The organism is Mesorhizobium terrae (assembly GCF_008727715.1).
In the GTDB taxonomy this organism is placed as follows: Bacteria; Pseudomonadota; Alphaproteobacteria; order Rhizobiales; family Rhizobiaceae; genus Mesorhizobium; species Mesorhizobium terrae.
In genome coordinates, this window is the sequence record NZ_CP044218.1 from 1,193,201 (window position 1) to 1,209,545 (window position 16,345).

Here is a 16,345-nt window from a genome sequence, read left to right on the forward strand (position 1 = left end):
CCGAGGGTTTTCCCAACCGCACCGCCAAGGAGACCATCATGCCACAGATCGGCACATTTACCCGCGACGAAGCAGGCTTCATCGGACATCTGACAACGCTGGTCCTGAACCAGGACGTCATCATCATCGCTGCCGAACCGTCCGACGTCGAGAATGCACCTCAGTATCGCGTCCACGTCTTCGACGGCATGAACAACGAGCCGGGCGGGGAGATCGGCGCCGGATGGAAACGCTCCGGCGAGAAGGCCGGCGAATATGTCGCGCTGCTGATCGACGATCCGGCCTTGCCACATCCGATCCGGGCCAACCTGTTCCGCGACGACGATGCCGGCAACGCCTGGTCGCTGCACTGGTCGCGCCCGCGCGATCGCGGCGAGAAGGATTGAGCGATGCGTGCTCGCCGCCAATCGACGAGCCGTTCGACTGCGTCCTGGCCGCTTCGCGCTGCCCGGCGCATGGCTCTCCTTCTCCTTTCCGGCCTTACCTTCGTGAGCGCTATGCCGGCGGTCACGATGGCGCAGGGTGTACCGATCGCCCGTCCGTCGCCGCGCGATTCCTATGCCGATCACATCGCCGAGGCGTCGCGGCGCTTCAGCGTTCCGATCGCATGGATCAGGGCCGTGATGCGTGCCGAAAGCGCCGGCGATCCGCGCGCCATCTCGTCGAAGGGCGCGATGGGGCTGATGCAGATCATGCCGGAGACATGGGCGGGCTTGCGCCTTCGCCACCGTCTCGGCGCCGATCCCTATGATCCGCATGACAACATCATCGCCGGCGCCGGCTACATCCGCGAGCTGTTCGACCGATACGGATCTCCCGGTTGGATCGCCGCCTACAATGCCGGTCCTGGCCGCTACGAGTACTCGCTGAAGGGCCGCGTACTGCCTGCGGAAACGCGCGCCTATGTCGCCATCGTCGCGCCGGCCGTGGGCGGCGGCGATGCGGCCGGCCCGATCGTAGTCGCCGCAGCCGATCCCTTGGCCTGGACACGCGCGCCGTTGTTCATCGCGCTGCCAGACCGCAGACCGGCCGCTGATCCCGTGCCGGCCGAGCGCGCGCCAGGTGCTGCGACGATGACATCATCTGTGCGCGATGTCTCCGCCATCGAGCCGCAGTCGGACGGGCTGTTCGTCCCGCGCTCGGGCAGGAGGAATGCGCCGTGAGCGACCAGGTTCCCGATCGCACGATAGCGGGCTCCGGCGTGTCATGGGGTGCGTTAGAGGTGGAGGCAGGCAATACAACCGGACGATGGCAGGATAAAAGGCCGCGAGGTGCGGCTTCGGTTGGTTGTGGTTTTTCAAGAGGTTATGCCCCGCTTTCGCGAGGTGCGAGATTTCCGCGCACCTCGCGGCAAAGCCACTTTTCTTATGATTTCCGAACCTTGATACGATGTGCAGGGTCTCGGCCATGAGCGGCGAGGACGATTTTCGCATCCGGCCCGGCCGCATCCGCTCATCGAGCGCGCAGCGCGCCAGGCCCTTCATCGCGCAAGCGCTCGCCGCCGCTAAGAAAGCGGGCGCCGGCATCTCCCGCTCGGGCCGCATCGTGCCTGGCAACCGCTCCCGCTTCGGCCGCGGCCAGCGCGCGAGCATCCAGGCGAATAGGCTGATCAACTCCCGCTCGCGCGGCGCTGTGATCAAGTCGCGCGTCGTGCGCCAGACGTCCCGCTCTGCGCCGCTCGCGACACATCTCAACTATCTCCGCCGCGAGGGCGTGACCCGTGATGGGGAGAAGGCTCACCTGTTCGGTCCCGGCGGCGATGACGCTGATCCCAAGGCTTTCGCCGAGCGGTGTCAGGAAGACCGCCATCACTTCCGTTTCATCGTCTCGCCCGACGACGCGATGGACATGGCGGATCTCCGCAGCTTCACCAGCGATCTCGCCGGGCAGATGGAAAAGGACCTCGGCACTCAGCTCGATTGGGTCGCCGTCGATCACTGGAACACGGAGCATCCCCATGTCCATCTGATCGTGCGCGGCCTGCGCGACGACGGGCAGGATCTCGTCATCTCACGCGACTACATCAAGGAAGGGATGCGCGATCGAGCGCGTGATCTCATCACCCAGGAACTTGGGCCGCGCACCGATCTCGACATCCGCCGCAGCCTTGAGCGCCAGGTCGACACCGAACGCTGGACCCAGCTCGACCGCCAGCTCGTTCGCGATAGCCGCGACGGAGGCGTCATCGACATGGCGCCCGACCAAAGCGCCAGGCCCGATGAATATCATGCGCTGAAGGTCGGGCGGCTGCGCAAGCTCGAAACGCTTGGTCTCGCCGAACAGGTTGGCCCCGGCCAGTGGATGATCGACGGCAGGGCCGAGGCGACGCTGCGCGAGCTCGGCCAGCGCGGCGACATCATCAAACGCATGCACCGGGCATTGACCGATCGCGGCATCGAACGCGGCTCGGCCAGCTATGTGCTGGCGGCCGAGAGTCTGGACACGCCTATTATCGGCAGGCTGGTGGATCGCGGCCTCGACGACGAGTTGAAGGGCACGGCCTATGCCGTGGTCGATGGGGTCGACGGGCGCACCCATCACATCAAGCTGCCCGACCTCGACGCGGCCGGCGACAGCTCGCCCGGTTCGATCGTGGAGCTTCGACGGTTCGACGACGCCCAGGGCCAGCGCCGCGTCGCGATCGCCGTCCGCTCCGACCTCGACATCGACCGCCAGATCACCGCGTCGGGCGCGACCTGGCTCGACCGGCAGAATATCGCCCGCGAGCCGGCTGCGTTGTCCGAGGGCGGGTTCGGCGCCGAGGTTCGACACGCTTTGGAGCGCCGCGCCAATCACCTGGTCGGACAGGGCTTCGGCGAGCGGCACGGCCAGCGCGTCACCTTCACCCGCAATCTGATCGACACCCTGCGCCGCCGCGAGCTGGAGGCGCTCGGCGAGAAACTCTCCGGTGAGACCGGCCAGCCGTTCAATCGGGCGGCCAGCGGCGAATATATCGCCGGCTCCTACCGTCAGCGCTTCACGCTCGCCTCGGGCCGCTTCGCCATGCTGGACGACGGTCTCGGCTTCCAGCTCGTGCCCTGGACGCCCTCCCTCGAAAAGCAACTCGGCCGCCACGTCTCCGGCGTTGCCCGCGATGACGGCGGCATCGACTGGAGTTTCGGCCGCAAGCGCGGCCTCGGCCTCTGAACCCTCGCAGAAAGAATCTCCGCCATGTCCGCTACGAAAATTCTCTGGGGCCAGATTCTCACCGTCTTCGCCATCGTGCTGGTCACGACCTGGGGCGCGACCGAATGGGTGGCCTGGCGTCTCGCCTTCCAGCCAGAACTTGGGCATCCGTGGTTCACGCTGTTCGGCTTTCCCTTCTACTTGCCGCCTTCGTTTTTCTGGTGGTGGTACGGCTTCGACGCCTACGCCCCCGCGATCTTTGTCGAAGGCGCCTACATCGCCGCATCGGGCGGCTTCATCTCGATCGCCGTCGCGATCGGCATGTCGGTTTGGCGCGCGCGCGAGGCCAAGAAGGTCGAAACCTATGGCTCAGCGCGATGGGCCGAGAAGAAGGAGGTGGATGCCGCCGGCCTGCTCGGCGCCGATGGGGTCGTGCTCGGCCGATACGAGCGCGAGTATCTTCGCCACGACGGGCCGGAGCACGTGCTGTGCTTCGCGCCGACGCGATCGGGCAAGGGTGTCGGTTTGGTGGTGCCCTCGCTGCTGACCTGGCCGGGCTCGGCCATCGTTCACGACATCAAGGGCGAGAACTGGCAGCTCACGGCGGGCTTCCGCGCCAAGCACGGCCGCGTGCTGCTGTTCGATCCAACCAACGCAAAATCGTCGGCCTACAATCCGCTGCTCGAGGTGCGCCGCGGCGAGTGGGAAGTCCGCGACGTTCAGAACATCGCCGACATCCTCGTCGATCCCGAAGGATCGCTGGAGAAGCGAAACCACTGGGAAAAGACCAGCCATGCACTGCTGGTCGGCGCCATCCTCCATGTTCTCTATGCGGAGGAGGACAAGACGCTCGCCGGCGTTGCTGCGTTCCTCTCCGATCCGAAGCGGCCGATCGAGTCGACGCTGGCGGCGATGATGAAGACGGCGCATCTGGGCGAGGCGGGACCGCATCCCGTCATCGCCAGCGCCGCGCGCGAGCTGCTCAACAAGAGCGACAATGAGCGCTCTGGCGTGCTCTCCACCGCGATGTCGTTTCTCGGCCTTTATCGCGATCCCGTGGTGGCCGAGGTGACGCGGCGCTGCGACTGGCGGATCACCGACATCGTGGGTGGGAAGCACCCGACGACGCTCTACCTCGTTGTGCCGCCGTCCGATATCAACCGCACCAAGCCGCTGATCCGGCTGATCCTCAACCAGGTCGGCCGACGCCTGACCGAGGACCTGCAGGCGAAGGCCGACCGCCATCGGCTCCTGCTGATGCTGGACGAGTTTCCGGCGCTCGGCAGACTCGACTTCTTCGAGTCCGCGTTGGCCTTCATGGCGGGCTATGGCCTCAAGAGCTTCCTGATCGCGCAGTCGCTGAACCAGATCGAGAAGGCTTATGGCGCGAACAACTCGATCCTCGACAACTGCCACGTGCGGGTGAGCTTCGCGACCAACGACGAGCGCACCGCCAAGCGCGTATCCGATGCGCTCGGCACCGCGACCGAGATGAAGGCAATGCGGAACTATGCCGGGCATCGGCTGTCGCCTTGGCTTGGGCATCTGATGGTCTCTCGATCCGAGACGGCCAGGCAGTTGCTCACCCCCGGCGAGATCATGCAGCTCCCGCCGACCGACGAGATCGTCATGGTCGCGGGCACGCCGCCGATCCGGGCGAAGAAGGCGCGCTACTACGACGATGCGCGCTTCAAGGAACGCATCCTGATGCCGCCGACGATCGTGCCACCAAGACAGGCTCGGCCCGACGACTGGACGGCGCTGCCGCTCCCGGCCCAGCCGGAGGTGACCGAGGCGAAGCCGGCGGCGGAAATCGGCGATGAAGATCCGACCGAATCCGAACGTCGTCAGCAACCCGAGCTGAACCGCGTGAAGCCCGTCGAGAAGAAGGCGCCGATCGAGAACGAGTTTGAGATCGGCCTTGCCGACGACGCCGAGGATGATGCGGTCCGCAATAGCCGGATGAACCGGATGATGCAGGGCGTCGCGCGACAGGTCTCGCTCGATCCCGGCGACGGCATGGAGCTGTGAGGTCGCCATGACGAAACCTCCCAGGAAACAGCGGCTGTCGGTCTATCTTGATCCGGCCGTGATGCGTCGTCTCGCCGAACATGCCGCGCGGCGCGACCATTCCCGATCGCTCGTGGCGGAGGCTGCCATTGAATCCTTCCTCTCGCCGGATGCGGCCGAGCGACAGGAGGCGGCGATCACCAAGCGGCTCGACCAGCTCGATCGCCGTATGACGCGGATGGAGCGCGATGTCGGCATCTCCGTCGAGATGCTCGCCGTGTTCGTGCGCTTCTGGGTCGCAACCACGCCGGCTTTGCCGGAACCTGCCGCGCAGGCCGCCCGCGCCAAAGCCGGCGAACGCTATGATCAATTCGTCGTCGCGCTCGGCCGTCGGCTGGCCAAGGGACCGAAGCTGAGCCAGGAGATTTCGGAGGATGTCGGTGGGCAGGCCGAATAGCCGACTGGCGTTGAAGCTGGTTCTGCTCACCGCCGACAACGCGCTATGTTGCGACATGCCGACCAGTTGGTAGCAACCTAGAAGCTCAGGTCGCTGCTACCAAATTCACTCGCCGCATCAGGGCCTCACCGCTTTCCTTGCGCTCGGAGTAGCGGTCGGTGAGATACGAGGAGACATCGCGCGTCAGCAGCGTGAACTTGACCAGTTCCTCCATCACATCGACCACCCGGTCATAGTAGGAGGACGGCTTCATTCGGCCCGCTTCATCAAACTCCTGGTACGCCTTGGCAACGGATGACTGATTTGGAATCGTCACCATCCGCATCCAGCGGCCGAGCACGCGCATCTGGTTGACGGCGTTGAAGCTCTGCGAACCACCGGAAACCTGCATGACGGCAAGGGTGCGGCCCTGCGTTGGACGAACCGCGCCGACCGACAGGGGTATCCAGTCGATTTGTGCCTTCATCACTCCGCTCATGGCGCCGTGACGCTCCGGACTTGTCCAGACCTGGCCTTCCGACCAGAGCGATAGCTCTCGCAACTCGCGCACTTTCGGATGATCGACTTCCGCTCCATCTGGCAGCGGCAGACCATGCGGATCGAAGATACGGGTTTCCGCGCCGAAGTTCTTCAACAGTCGCTCGGCCTCCTGGGTCAGAAACCGGCTGTAGGACCGCTCGCGAAGCGAACCGTAGAGCAACAGAATGCGAGGCGGATGGGTCGAGGGTGTTGCCCGCAGTCGATCAATGCGCGGCACAGCGATACAATCGGCATCGACATTAGGGAGGTTTGGCAAGGTCAACGGTTTGCCTCCACAACAGCCGCGGCCTTCCCGTCGCGCTCGTACCAACCCTTGGAGCGGTTCACGATCCACACGACGGAGAGCATGACCGGCACCTCGATCAGCACGCCGACGACGGTCGCGAGCGCCGCGCCGGAGTGAAAGCCGAACAAGCTGATGGCGGCCGCTACGGCCAGCTCGAAGAAATTGGACGCGCCGATCAGAGCCGAAGGGCCAGCGACGCAGTGCTGTTCCCCTGATATTCGATTGAGCAGATAGGCGAGACCGGAATTGAAATAGACCTGGATCAGGATCGGCACGGCGAGCAGCGCGATCACCATCGGCTGCGCGATGATTTGCTCGCCCTGGAAACCGAACAGCAGCACCAGCGTCGCCAGCAGCGCGACTAGCGAAACCGGCCCGAGCTTCGCGAGCAACCGGTCGAGCGCGGCTTGCCCGCCGTTCGCCAGGAGGTGGCGGCGCACGATCTGCGCGACGATCACCGGGATCACGATATAGAGCACCACCGACAATATCAGCGTGCCCCATGGCACCGTGATCGCGGACAGGCCGAGCAGGAGCCCCACGATGGGCGCGAAGGCCACCACCATGATCGCGTCATTAAGCGCCACCTGGCTCAGCGTGAAATGCGGTTCGCCCTTGGTCAGGTTCGACCAGACGAATACCATCGCTGTGCAAGGCGCGGCGGCGAGGATGATGAGGCCGGCGATATAGCTGTCGATCTGGTCGGCGGGCAGCAGGGGCCGGAACAGCCAGCCGATAAAGAGCCAGCCGAGCAAAGCCATGGAAAAAGGCTTCACCGCCCAATTGACGAACAGCGTCACGCCGATGCCGCGCCAGTGGCGGCCGACCTCGCCGAGCGCGGCGAAGTCGATTTTCAGGAGCATCGGAATGACCATCAGCCAGATCAGCACCGCTACCGGCAGATTGACGTTGGCGATTTCTGCCACGCCGATTGCTTGAAACACGCCCGGCATCATATGGCCGAACGCGATGCCGACGACGATGCAGAGCGCGACCCAGAGGGTGAGGTAGCGTTCAAAGGTAGACATGGTTTTCCTCAAGCCGTCGCGATGCGGCGGCCTTGCTGGTCGATAACGCGCTCACCGTCTTCCTTCGTGAACTCGCCTTGCTGCGGCGGCAGCAGATCGAGCACTTCTTCGGAAGGCCGGCAGAGTTTGACGCCCCTGGGGCTGACGACGATCGGCCGATTGATAAGGATCGGATGCGCCATCATAGCATCGAGAAGCTGATCGTCGGTCAGCGCCGGATCGGCAAGGCCCAGCTCCGCGTAGGGTGTGCCCTTTTCGCGCAGAAGCGCCCGAGCGGAGATCTCCATGCGCACAATGAGTTGCATCACTAGCGCGCGCGACGGCGGCGTCTTCAGATATTCGATGACATGCGGCTCGATGCCGGCGTTCCGGATCATCGCCAGAGTGTTGCGCGAGGTGCCGCACTCGGGGTTGTGATAGATGATAACGTCCATGGCCGATCTCACGCTGCGCTGTTGCGAGGCGAGGACGTGCCGTCCGATTGCCCGATTTCCAGGAGCTTCGCGCGCAACGAAGCCTTGTCGAGGCTCGACACCGGCAATGCTGAAAAAGCGGAGATCCGGTTCTTCATGTAACGAAACGCGGCGACGAAGGCTGCTTCCTTCTGAATGTCGGAACCTTTCACAGCAGCGGGGTCTTCGATGCCCCAATGCGCGGTCATCGGCTGGCCCGGCCAGACCGGGCAGGTTTCGCCGGCGGCGTTGTCGCAAACCGTGAACACGAAATCCATGACGGGAGCGTCGGACCCCGCGAACTCCTCCCAGCTCTTTGAGCGGAAGCCCCCGACGGGATAGTCGAAGCTCTTCAGCACCTTCAACGCGAAGGGATTGACGTCCCCCTTGGGCTGGCTGCCAGCGGAAAACGCGCGAAACCGGCCGGCACTGTCCTTGGTCAGAATGCTCTCGGCGAGGATCGATCGGGCCGAATTGCCGGTGCAAAGGAAAAGGACATTGAAGATGCGGTCAGGCTGATCTGCATCAGACATGGGAAGCGCCTTTCGTGGGTTCGCAACAGGAGGACAGCGCGGCGACAGCCGGATTGCACACCTCGGGATGGCCCTGGCAGCAGTCGCGCATGAGAAATGCGACAAGGTTGGAGAGCGTCACCAGAGCCGCGCTGTACATGATCGACCGCCCTTCGCGCCGGGACTCGACAAGCCCCGCCTGTTCGAGATGGCTAAGGTGAAAGGACATGCGCGAGGAGGACGCGCTGTCCATCGCCTCTCCGATGGCGCCAGCGGACATCCCTTCGGGGCCGGCTGTCACCAGACGACGGACGATGCGGAGCCTTGTTTCCTGCGAAAGCGCGGCGAAGGCGTCGAGGGCCTGCTTTTCGTGCATTGTCATCTCAACATTCCAAGAGTTATTGAGATATCAGATATACCAAGAGTTGGCGCCACGCCAGCCCATGCAGCGAATTTCTAGCGGTCGGCCGGATTCGCTGGTTGCTTGACGGGTTTCCCACCGAAAGGGGCGCTGCGGCGCAATTAGTCCGCGGAATGGCTAACGGTGTGGGTAGTTTGAAAGTACGAACCGGAGTGTGGCGCGCCGCGATCTGCCTAAACTCATCGATGACGCTTGTATTTCAATGCGCAAGCGGAAGATCGGAGTAAGCAGCCGTGTTCCAGTCGTTCGAGGATGACCGGAGGCGGCACCGACGCACATACGTCTCTATTCGACAAAGCGCGCGAGATTTTCCAGGGTCGAGCGAAGTCCAACACCGTGGTCGACTTTGCTTATTCCGCTCGGCACGTTCTCGCCGATGATCGAGACTTCGGCGCCGCCTTCCATCGGTGAAATGCTCCACGTCATCGGCATTTCGCCTGCAAATCGTGGATCGTCTGACTCGAACGTAACGACCTGAACCACGCGCTCATTCGGAACTAAGTCGACGAATCTGCCCTCGACGACATCCGTGTCCTCGGATGTCTTGCCCGCGTTCGGATGATCGCGGCGATAGGTCAGTGCCATCCTGTAGGTGCCGCCTGGCCGGGCATCGAACTCGTAGATCTGGCCGGTCATACCATCCGGCTGAAGCCATTGTAGTCAGACGGCCGGGTCGACAAATGCGCGATAGATCACGTCGGCGGGCGCGGCGATGAATCGGCTCGCCGTATCGGATCTTCCATGTTGAAGATTTGCCGTCATCGATCACTTGCCTCGCGCCTTCTGAATCCTGACCCCGCCGTTTTCCTGTATTTGCACGCTACACTACTACGCCGATGAATCTTTGTTGAATCGGCCCAAAATCAGGCCCTTTTAATCATCCCCGTCCGGGGAAGGTCTGTCTCAGCCCCGATGGAATCGGGGTTGTATGATGGCGTCTCATCAAAATTCAGAAGGCTTTGCGCGCGGCGCGCGGATGCTGCGCACCGCGCTTGGCCCCGCCATCGCGCGCTATCTCGACGACGCCAGCATCGTCGAGGTGATGCTGAATCCCGATGGTCGGCTCTGGATCGACCGCCTCTCCGAGGGGCTGTCCGATACGGGCGAGCGGCTGTCGGCAGCGGACGGCGAGCGCATCGTCCGCCTCGTCGCACACCATGTCGGCGCCGAAATCCATGCCGGCGCCCCGCGTGTCTCAGCCGAGCTGCCCGAGACCGGGGAGCGGTTCGAGGGGCTGTTGCCTCCCGTCGTCGCCGCGCCCGCCTTCGCGATCCGCAAGCCCGCTGTCGCGGTGTTCACGCTCGACGACTATGTCGCGGCCGGCATCATGTCGGCGGTGCAGGCCGAGACGCTGCGCCAAGGGGTCGCCGCACGCGCCAACATTTTGGTCACCGGCGGCACATCGACCGGCAAGACCACGCTCACCAACGCGCTGCTGGCAGAGGTCGCGAAGACTGACGACCGCGTCGTCATCATCGAGGACACGCGCGAGCTGCAATGCGCGGCGCCGAACCTCGTGGCAATGCGCACAAAAGACGGCGTCGCCTCGCTTTCCGATCTCGTCCGCTCATCCCTGCGCCTGCGCCCTGACCGCATTCCGGTCGGCGAGGTGCGTGGAGCCGAGGCACTGGAACTCCTCAAGGCATGGGGCACCGGCCACCCCGGCGGCATCGGCACGATCCATGCCGGCAGCGCGATCGGCGCGCTGCGCCGGATGGAACAACTCATCCAGGAAGCCGTCGTTACGGTCCCGCGCGCGCTGATCGCCGAGACGATCGACATCGTTGCCGTCCTCTCCGGCCGCGGCTCTGCCCGTCGGCTCTCCGAACTCGCACGCGTCGAGGGCCTCGGCCCGGACGGCGATTACCGCGTCACCCCCATCACCCCGAAGCCCAACGAAGGAGAATCCGCATGATCTCGCATGCCCGCAGATTGCCTCGCCGCCTGATGATGATGGCGTCGGCCCTCGTAATTACCGTCGCGATGGCGCCCGCCGCCCACGCCTCCGGCTCCTCCATGCCGTGGGAGCAGCCGCTCCAGCAGATCCTCCAGTCGATCGAAGGTCCGGTCGCGAAGATCATCGCGGTAATCATCATCATCGTCACCGGCCTGACGCTCGCCTTCGGCGACACGTCCGGCGGCTTCCGGCGGCTGATCCAGATCGTGTTCGGCCTCTCGATCGCGTTCGCGGCCAGCTCGTTCTTCCTCAGCTTCTTCTCCTTCGGCGGCGGAGCGCTCGTCTGATGGCGGGCGTCGTGGATCAAGCCGGCGAGGTGCCGGGCTTCACGGTCGCGGTTCACCGCGCGCTGACCGAGCCGATCCTGCTCGGTGGCGCGCCGCGCGCCATCGCCATCATGAACGGGACACTCGCTGGCGCCGTGGGTCTTGGCCTTCGCCTCTGGCTGGTCGGCATCGCCATCTGGGCGATCGGCCATGTCGCGGCGGTGTGGGCGGCGAAGCGCGATCCGCTCTTCGTCGACGTGGTGCGCCGCCATCTGCGCGTCCCCGCGCACCTTTCGGTCTGACGGGGAGCGCGCCGATGATGAACCTCACCGAATATCGCAATCGCAACAGCCGGCTCGCCGACTTCCTGCCCTGGGTCGCGCTGGTGGGCGAAGGAATCGTCCTCAACAAGGACGGCAGCTTTCAGCGCACCGCCCGGTTTCGCGGCCCCGATCTCGACAGCGCCGTCCCGGCCGAGCTGGTCGCGGTCGCCGGCCGCCTCAACAACGCCTTCCGCCGTCTCGGCAGCGGCTGGGCGATCTTCGTCGAGGCGCAGCGCCACGCCGCGAACCTCTATCCCGACAGCCGCTTTCCCGATCCCGCCTCGGCGCTGGTTGATGCCGAGCGGAAGGCGGACTTCGAGGAGGCCGGTGCGCATTTCGAGTCGTGCTACTTCCTGACCTTCACCTATCTGCCCCCGGCCGAAGACGCCGCGCGCGCGGAAACCTGGCTCTACGAAGGCCGCGAGAAGTCAGGCATCGACCCGCGCGAGGCGATGACTGGCTTCGCCGATCGCACCGATCGCATCCTGCGTCTGGTCGAAGCCTTCATGCCGGAGTGCCGCTGGCTCGATGACGCGGAGACGCTCACCTACCTCCACGGCTGCGTCTCGACCAAGCGTCACCGCGTCCGTGTTCCCGAGACGCCGATCTATCTCGACGCGCTGCTCGCCGACCAGCCGCTCACCGGCGGGCTCGAACCGCGCCTTGGCGCATCGCATCTGCGCATCCTCACCGTCACGGGCTTTCCAACGGCGACGACGCCGGGCCTGCTCGACGAGCTGAACCGCTTGGCCTTCCCCTATCGCTGGTCGACGCGCGCGATCCTGCTCGACAAGACCGACGCGACCAAGCTCTTGACCAAGATCCGGCGGCAATGGTTCGCCAAGCGCAAGTCGATCGCCGCGATCCTCAAGGAGGTGATGACCAACGAGGCGTCCGTCCTCGTGGACACCGACGCCTCCAACAAGGCTGCCGACGCCGACATGGCGCTGCAGGAACTCGGCGCCGACTATGCCGGCATGGCCTATGTCACCGCGACGGTGACGGTGTGGGACGACGATCCGCGCGTCGCCGACGAGAAGCTGCGGTTGGTCGAGAAGGTCATCCAGGGCCGCGACTTCACCGCCATGGCCGAGACCATCAATGCGGTGGACGCCTGGCTCGGGTCATTGCCCGGCCATGTCTACGCGAATGTCCGCCAGCCTCCGATTTCCACGCTCAATCTCGCCCACATGATCCCGCTTTCGGCGGTGTGGGCGGGGCCGGAACGGGACGAGCATTTTGCAGCGCCCCCACTGCTCTTCGGCAAGACCGAAGGCTCGACCCCGTTCCGGCTTTCGCTTCACGTCGGCGACGTCGGCCACACGCTGATCGTCGGCCCGACCGGCGCGGGCAAGTCCGTGCTGCTGGCGCTGATGGCGCTTCAGTTCAGACGCTATGAGCGCGCCCAGGTCTTCGCCTTCGACTTCGGCGGCTCGATCCGCGCGGCGGCGCTCGGCATGGGCGGCGATTGGCACGATCTCGGCGGCGATCTCAGCGACGGTGCCATCGACAGCGTCAGCCTTCAGCCGCTGGCCCGCATCCACGACGTTCCCGAGCGCGCCTGGGCGGGCGATTGGATCGTGTCGATCTTGACGCGCGAAGGCGTGCCGATCACGCCCGAGGTGAAGGAGCATATCTGGACGGCGCTGACCTCGCTGGCATCGGCGCCCGTCGAGGAGCGCTCGATCACCGGCCTGGTCGTGCTGCTCCAGTCGAACGACCTCAAGCAGGCGCTCAGACCCTATTGTGTCGGCGGACCCTACGGCCGGTTGCTCGACGCCGAGCGCGAGCATCTCGGATCGGCCTTCGTTCAAGCGTTCGAGACAGAAGGTCTGATCGGGACAGGCGCGGCGCCCGCGGTCCTCTCCTATCTGTTTCACAGGATCGAAGACCGGCTCGATGGTTCGCCGACGCTTCTCATCATCGACGAGGGCTGGCTGGCGCTGGATGACGACGGCTTCGCCGGCCAGCTCCGCGAATGGCTGAAGACGCTGCGCAAAAAGAACGCCAGCGTTATCTTCGCCACGCAAAGCCTATCGGACATCGACGGCTCGGCGATCGCGCCCGCCATCATCGAGAGCTGTCAGACCCGGCTTCTGCTGCCGAACGAGCGCGCGATTGAGCCGCAGATCACGGCGATCTATCGGCGTTTCGGCCTCAACGATCGCCAGATCGAGATCATCGCCCGGGCCATGCCCAAGCGTGACTACTACTGCCAGTCCCGGCGCGGCAATCGGCTGTTCGAGCTGGGCCTTTCCGACGTCGCGCTCGCGCTCTGCGCCGCCTCGTCAAAAACCGACCAGGCCGCCATCGCCCGGATCGTCGCCGAACATGGCCGCGACGGATTCCTCGCCGCCTGGCTCGATCACCGTGAGGTCGGCTGGGCCGCTGATCTCATCCCCACGCTCACCAACAAGGAGAAGTCCTCATGAAACTGCGCCAATCCCGCGCAGCGCGGTTCGCTGCCGCGCTGCTGATCGCTCCCGTGGCGCTCGCGCCCATGCTGGCGACGCCGGCCCACGCCATCATCGTGTTCGATCCCTCGAACTATGCACAAAACGTCCTGACGGCGGCGCGTTCGCTCCAGCAGATCACCAACCAGATCACCTCGCTTCAGAACGAAGCGCAGATGTTGATCAACCAGGCTCGCAATCTCGCGAGCCTGCCGTACTCGTCGCTGCAACAGCTTCAGCAATCGGTTCAGCGGACGCAGCAACTCCTGCAGCAAGCCCAGAACATCGCCTACGACGTCCAGCAGATCGATCGCGTGTTCCAGCAGAAATACGGAAACGTCTCGATGTCGGCGTCCGATCAGCAGCTTGTCGCCGATGCGCGCTCGCGCTGGCAGAACACGGTCGGCGGCCTGCAGGACGCCATGCGCGTGCAAGCCGGCGTCGTCGGCAACATCGACACCAACCGCGCGCAGATGTCGGCGCTGGTCGGCCAGAGCCAGGGCGCGACCGGTGCGCTGCAGGCAACGCAAGCCGGCAACCAGCTTCTCGCGCTCCAGGCCCAGCAACTCGCGGATCTCACCGCCGTCGTCGCGGCCAACGGTCGGGCGCAGGCCTTGCAATCGGCGGAGCAGTCCGCCGCCGCCGAACAGGGCCGCGAGCAGCGCCGTCGCTTTCTGACGCCGGGTTCGGGCTACCAGCCCGGCAACGCGCAGATGTTCTACGGCAATCACTGAGGGCGGCGCGATGGACGGCAAGACCCTCGCTCGCATCGGCGCCATCGTCTTCGTCGCGGTCGCCATCACGGCGACCGCGATCGAGATGAACCGCAAGGATGATCGGCCAATCGACTTCGCGACACGGGTGCGTCCCGTCGCATCGCAAGATCCTCTCGCGGCCGAATTGCTGCGCTGTTCGGAGATCGGTGAGGCAGGCCCGCGCGATCCCGCCTGCCTGATAGCGTGGGCCGAGAACCGGCGCCGGTTCCTCGGTCAACCGGCGCCAGCGGTGTCGTCGGTCCCGTCTGCGCCGACCACGCTGTTTCCAAGCGCGCCCGCGTCGGCCGACCCCATCCGCAAAGACAGTGCGCCAGCGGATTTGACCGGGCCTGCGGTGCAGGCCGAGCCGGCCCGGCCGGCCATCTCTGCCGACCAGGGAGCTCGCTGACATGGGCGGCACCGGCGTCATCGACCATTTCCTCGAAGTCTTCACGCGCTACATCGACGGCGGCTTCGGCCTGCTCGGTGGCGAGGTCGGCTTCATCGCCACCACGCTCATCGTCATCGACGTGACGCTGGCCGCGCTCTTTTGGTCGTGGGGCGCCGACGACGACATCATGGCGCGCCTCGTCAAGAAGACGCTGTTCGTCGGCGTCTTCGCCTACCTCATCTCCAACTGGAATAATCTCGCCCGCATCATCTTCGAGAGCTTCGCGGGCCTCGGCCTGAAGGCGTCAGGCACCAGCTTTGCCGTCAGCGACCTTTTGCGCCCCGGCAAGGTGGCGCAGACCGGGCTCGACGCGGGACGGCCGCTGCTCGACTCCATCTCCGGCCTGATGGGCTACTGGTCGTTCTTCGAGAACTTCATTCAGATTGCCTGCCTGCTCTTCGCCTGGGCGCTGATCCTGCTCGCCTTCTTCATCCTCGCGATCCAGCTCTTCGTCACCCTGATCGAATTCAAGCTGACGACACTCGCCGGCTTTGTCCTCATTCCCTTCGGTCTGTTCGGCAAATCCGCCTTCATGGCCGAGCGCGTGCTGGGCAACGTCATCTCCTCCGGCATCAAAGTGCTGGTCCTCGCGGTCATCATCGGCATCGGCTCGACGCTGTTCTCAGAATTCACCTCTGGCTTTGCCGGCGCGACGCCGTCGATCGACGACGCGATGGCGATCGTGCTCGCCGCGCTTTCGCTGCTTGGTCTCGGCATCTTCGGCCCCGGCATCGCCAATGGTCTCATCTCCGGTGGACCGCAGCTCGGCGCGGGCGCGGCGGTCGGCACGGGTCTCGCCGCCGGCGGCATGGTCGCGGCGGGCGCAGCTACGGTAGGCGCGGTCGCTTCCGGCGGTGCCGCGCTTGCCGGCGGCGCAGCCGCCGCCGCTCGTGGTGGAGCCGCCCTCGCTGGCGGCGCATCCACGGCCTACAGCCTTGGCGCCGCTGGTCAGTCTGGCGCATCGGGCGTCGCATCCGGTCTCGGCAATGTCGCAAGCACCGGCGCGAAGGCCGCCGTCTCGCCACTCAGGCGCGCTGCCGGACATGCCACCGAAAGCCTGAAGCAGAGCTATCAGGCCGGCGGCCAGGCCGCGACGGAGATCGCCACAGGGTCATCGGGCTCAGCGGCGGGCGAAATCACCGCCGAGGCTGCATCCTCTTCCGCCGCCGAAAGTCCGCGGGCCTGGGCGAAGCGCATGAAGCGCTCGCAGCAGCTCACCCATGGCGTTCAGGCCGCCGCTCACGCCGTGCGTAGCGGTGACAGCCATGGCGGTGGCTCCTCCGTCAACCTCTCCGAAAGCGACTGACC

Annotated in this window: 18 protein-coding genes; 12 read left to right on the top strand and 6 right to left on the bottom strand. The window is 65.2% G+C overall.

Translation table 11 applies throughout. The features are described from left to right. Positions 1 to 38: 38 nt before the first annotated feature. From FZF13_RS06750 to FZF13_RS06770, 5 genes are all read left to right on the top strand, one after another. Positions 39 to 386 (top strand): DUF736 domain-containing protein, encoded by a 348-nt coding sequence (locus tag FZF13_RS06750; RefSeq protein ID WP_024922538.1) that lies wholly within the window; start codon positions 39 to 41, stop codon positions 384 to 386. Positions 387 to 455: 69 nt separating this feature from the next. Beyond that, positions 456 to 1,163, top strand: a complete 708-nt coding sequence (locus tag FZF13_RS06755; RefSeq protein ID WP_204367397.1) for a lytic transglycosylase domain-containing protein — start codon at positions 456 to 458, stop codon at positions 1,161 to 1,163. A gap of 244 nt (positions 1,164 to 1,407) precedes the next feature. Further along, positions 1,408 to 3,147 (top strand): relaxase/mobilization nuclease domain-containing protein, encoded by a 1,740-nt coding sequence (locus tag FZF13_RS06760; RefSeq protein ID WP_024922536.1) that lies wholly within the window; start codon positions 1,408 to 1,410, stop codon positions 3,145 to 3,147. Between the two features lie 24 nt (positions 3,148 to 3,171). Then, positions 3,172 to 5,157 carry a conjugal transfer protein TraG gene (locus FZF13_RS06765; protein WP_024922535.1) on the top strand — a complete coding sequence of 662 codons (1,986 nt, stop codon included), beginning with the start codon at positions 3,172 to 3,174 and terminating at the stop codon, positions 5,155 to 5,157. Between the two features lie 7 nt (positions 5,158 to 5,164). Next, positions 5,165 to 5,593, top strand: a complete 429-nt coding sequence (locus FZF13_RS06770) for a ribbon-helix-helix protein, CopG family (RefSeq protein ID WP_024922534.1) — start codon at positions 5,165 to 5,167, stop codon at positions 5,591 to 5,593. An 85-nt stretch (positions 5,594 to 5,678) separates the two neighbouring features. Here the strand turns inward: FZF13_RS06770 and arsH are convergent, their stop codons facing one another. The 6 genes from arsH to FZF13_RS06800 all read right to left on the bottom strand — a co-directional run bounded on the left by arsH (position 5,679) and on the right by FZF13_RS06800 (position 9,468). Further along, positions 5,679 to 6,395 (bottom strand): arsenical resistance protein ArsH, encoded by a 717-nt coding sequence (gene arsH / locus FZF13_RS06775; protein ID WP_024922533.1) that lies wholly within the window; start codon positions 6,393 to 6,395, stop codon positions 5,679 to 5,681. Beyond that, positions 6,392 to 7,447 carry an ACR3 family arsenite efflux transporter gene (gene arsB, locus FZF13_RS06780; protein ID WP_024922532.1) on the bottom strand — a complete coding sequence of 352 codons (1,056 nt, stop codon included), beginning with the start codon at positions 7,445 to 7,447 and terminating at the stop codon, positions 6,392 to 6,394. Before arsB ends, arsH begins: the two co-directional genes overlap by 4 nt. A gap of 8 nt (positions 7,448 to 7,455) precedes the next feature. Further along, positions 7,456 to 7,881 (bottom strand): arsenate reductase (glutaredoxin), encoded by a 426-nt coding sequence (gene arsC, locus FZF13_RS06785; protein ID WP_024922531.1) that lies wholly within the window; start codon positions 7,879 to 7,881, stop codon positions 7,456 to 7,458. A gap of 8 nt (positions 7,882 to 7,889) precedes the next feature. Next, positions 7,890 to 8,432: an arsenate reductase ArsC gene (locus tag FZF13_RS06790; RefSeq protein ID WP_024922530.1), complete on the bottom strand. Its 543-nt coding sequence runs from the start codon at positions 8,430 to 8,432 to the stop codon at positions 7,890 to 7,892. Continuing rightward, positions 8,425 to 8,787: an ArsR/SmtB family transcription factor gene (locus FZF13_RS06795; protein WP_024922529.1), complete on the bottom strand. Its 363-nt coding sequence runs from the start codon at positions 8,785 to 8,787 to the stop codon at positions 8,425 to 8,427. Before FZF13_RS06795 ends, FZF13_RS06790 begins: the two co-directional genes overlap by 8 nt. A gap of 330 nt (positions 8,788 to 9,117) precedes the next feature. Then, positions 9,118 to 9,468, bottom strand: coding sequence for an SRPBCC domain-containing protein (locus FZF13_RS06800; protein WP_244431160.1), 351 nt, complete (start codon positions 9,466 to 9,468; stop codon positions 9,118 to 9,120). A 292-nt stretch (positions 9,469 to 9,760) separates the two neighbouring features. Between FZF13_RS06800 and trbB the strand changes: the two genes are divergently transcribed. Genes trbB through trbL form a run of 7 tightly spaced genes read left to right on the top strand, consistent with a single transcriptional unit; the run spans position 9,761 to position 16,343 of the window. Then, complete coding sequence (gene trbB / locus FZF13_RS06805; protein WP_024922528.1) at positions 9,761 to 10,747, top strand: P-type conjugative transfer ATPase TrbB; 987 nt, start codon at positions 9,761 to 9,763, stop codon at positions 10,745 to 10,747. Between the two features lie 32 nt (positions 10,748 to 10,779). Beyond that, the gene (locus FZF13_RS06810; protein ID WP_425349436.1) at positions 10,780 to 11,076 is read left to right on the top strand and encodes a TrbC/VirB2 family type IV secretion system protein; all 297 of its coding nucleotides are present in this window, start codon (positions 10,780 to 10,782) and stop codon (positions 11,074 to 11,076) included. After that, positions 11,076 to 11,357, top strand: a complete 282-nt coding sequence (locus FZF13_RS06815) for a VirB3 family type IV secretion system protein (protein ID WP_024922526.1) — start codon at positions 11,076 to 11,078, stop codon at positions 11,355 to 11,357. The genes FZF13_RS06810 and FZF13_RS06815 overlap by 1 nt, the downstream gene beginning before the upstream one ends. A 14-nt stretch (positions 11,358 to 11,371) precedes the next feature. Further along, entirely contained in the window at positions 11,372 to 13,810 is a 2,439-nt protein-coding gene (gene trbE / locus FZF13_RS06820; RefSeq protein ID WP_024922525.1) for a conjugal transfer protein TrbE, read from the top strand. Then, complete coding sequence (gene trbJ, locus FZF13_RS06825) at positions 13,807 to 14,565, top strand: P-type conjugative transfer protein TrbJ (protein WP_024922524.1); 759 nt, start codon at positions 13,807 to 13,809, stop codon at positions 14,563 to 14,565. The genes trbE and trbJ overlap by 4 nt, the downstream gene beginning before the upstream one ends. Positions 14,566 to 14,575: 10 nt before the next feature. Next, positions 14,576 to 14,995 carry a putative entry exclusion protein TrbK-alt gene (trbK-alt, locus tag FZF13_RS06830; protein WP_024922523.1) on the top strand — a complete coding sequence of 140 codons (420 nt, stop codon included), beginning with the start codon at positions 14,576 to 14,578 and terminating at the stop codon, positions 14,993 to 14,995. A gap of 1 nt (position 14,996) precedes the next feature. Further along, positions 14,997 to 16,343, top strand: a complete 1,347-nt coding sequence (gene trbL, locus FZF13_RS06835; RefSeq protein WP_024922522.1) for a P-type conjugative transfer protein TrbL — start codon at positions 14,997 to 14,999, stop codon at positions 16,341 to 16,343. The last annotated feature ends 2 nt before the right edge of the window (positions 16,344 to 16,345 follow it).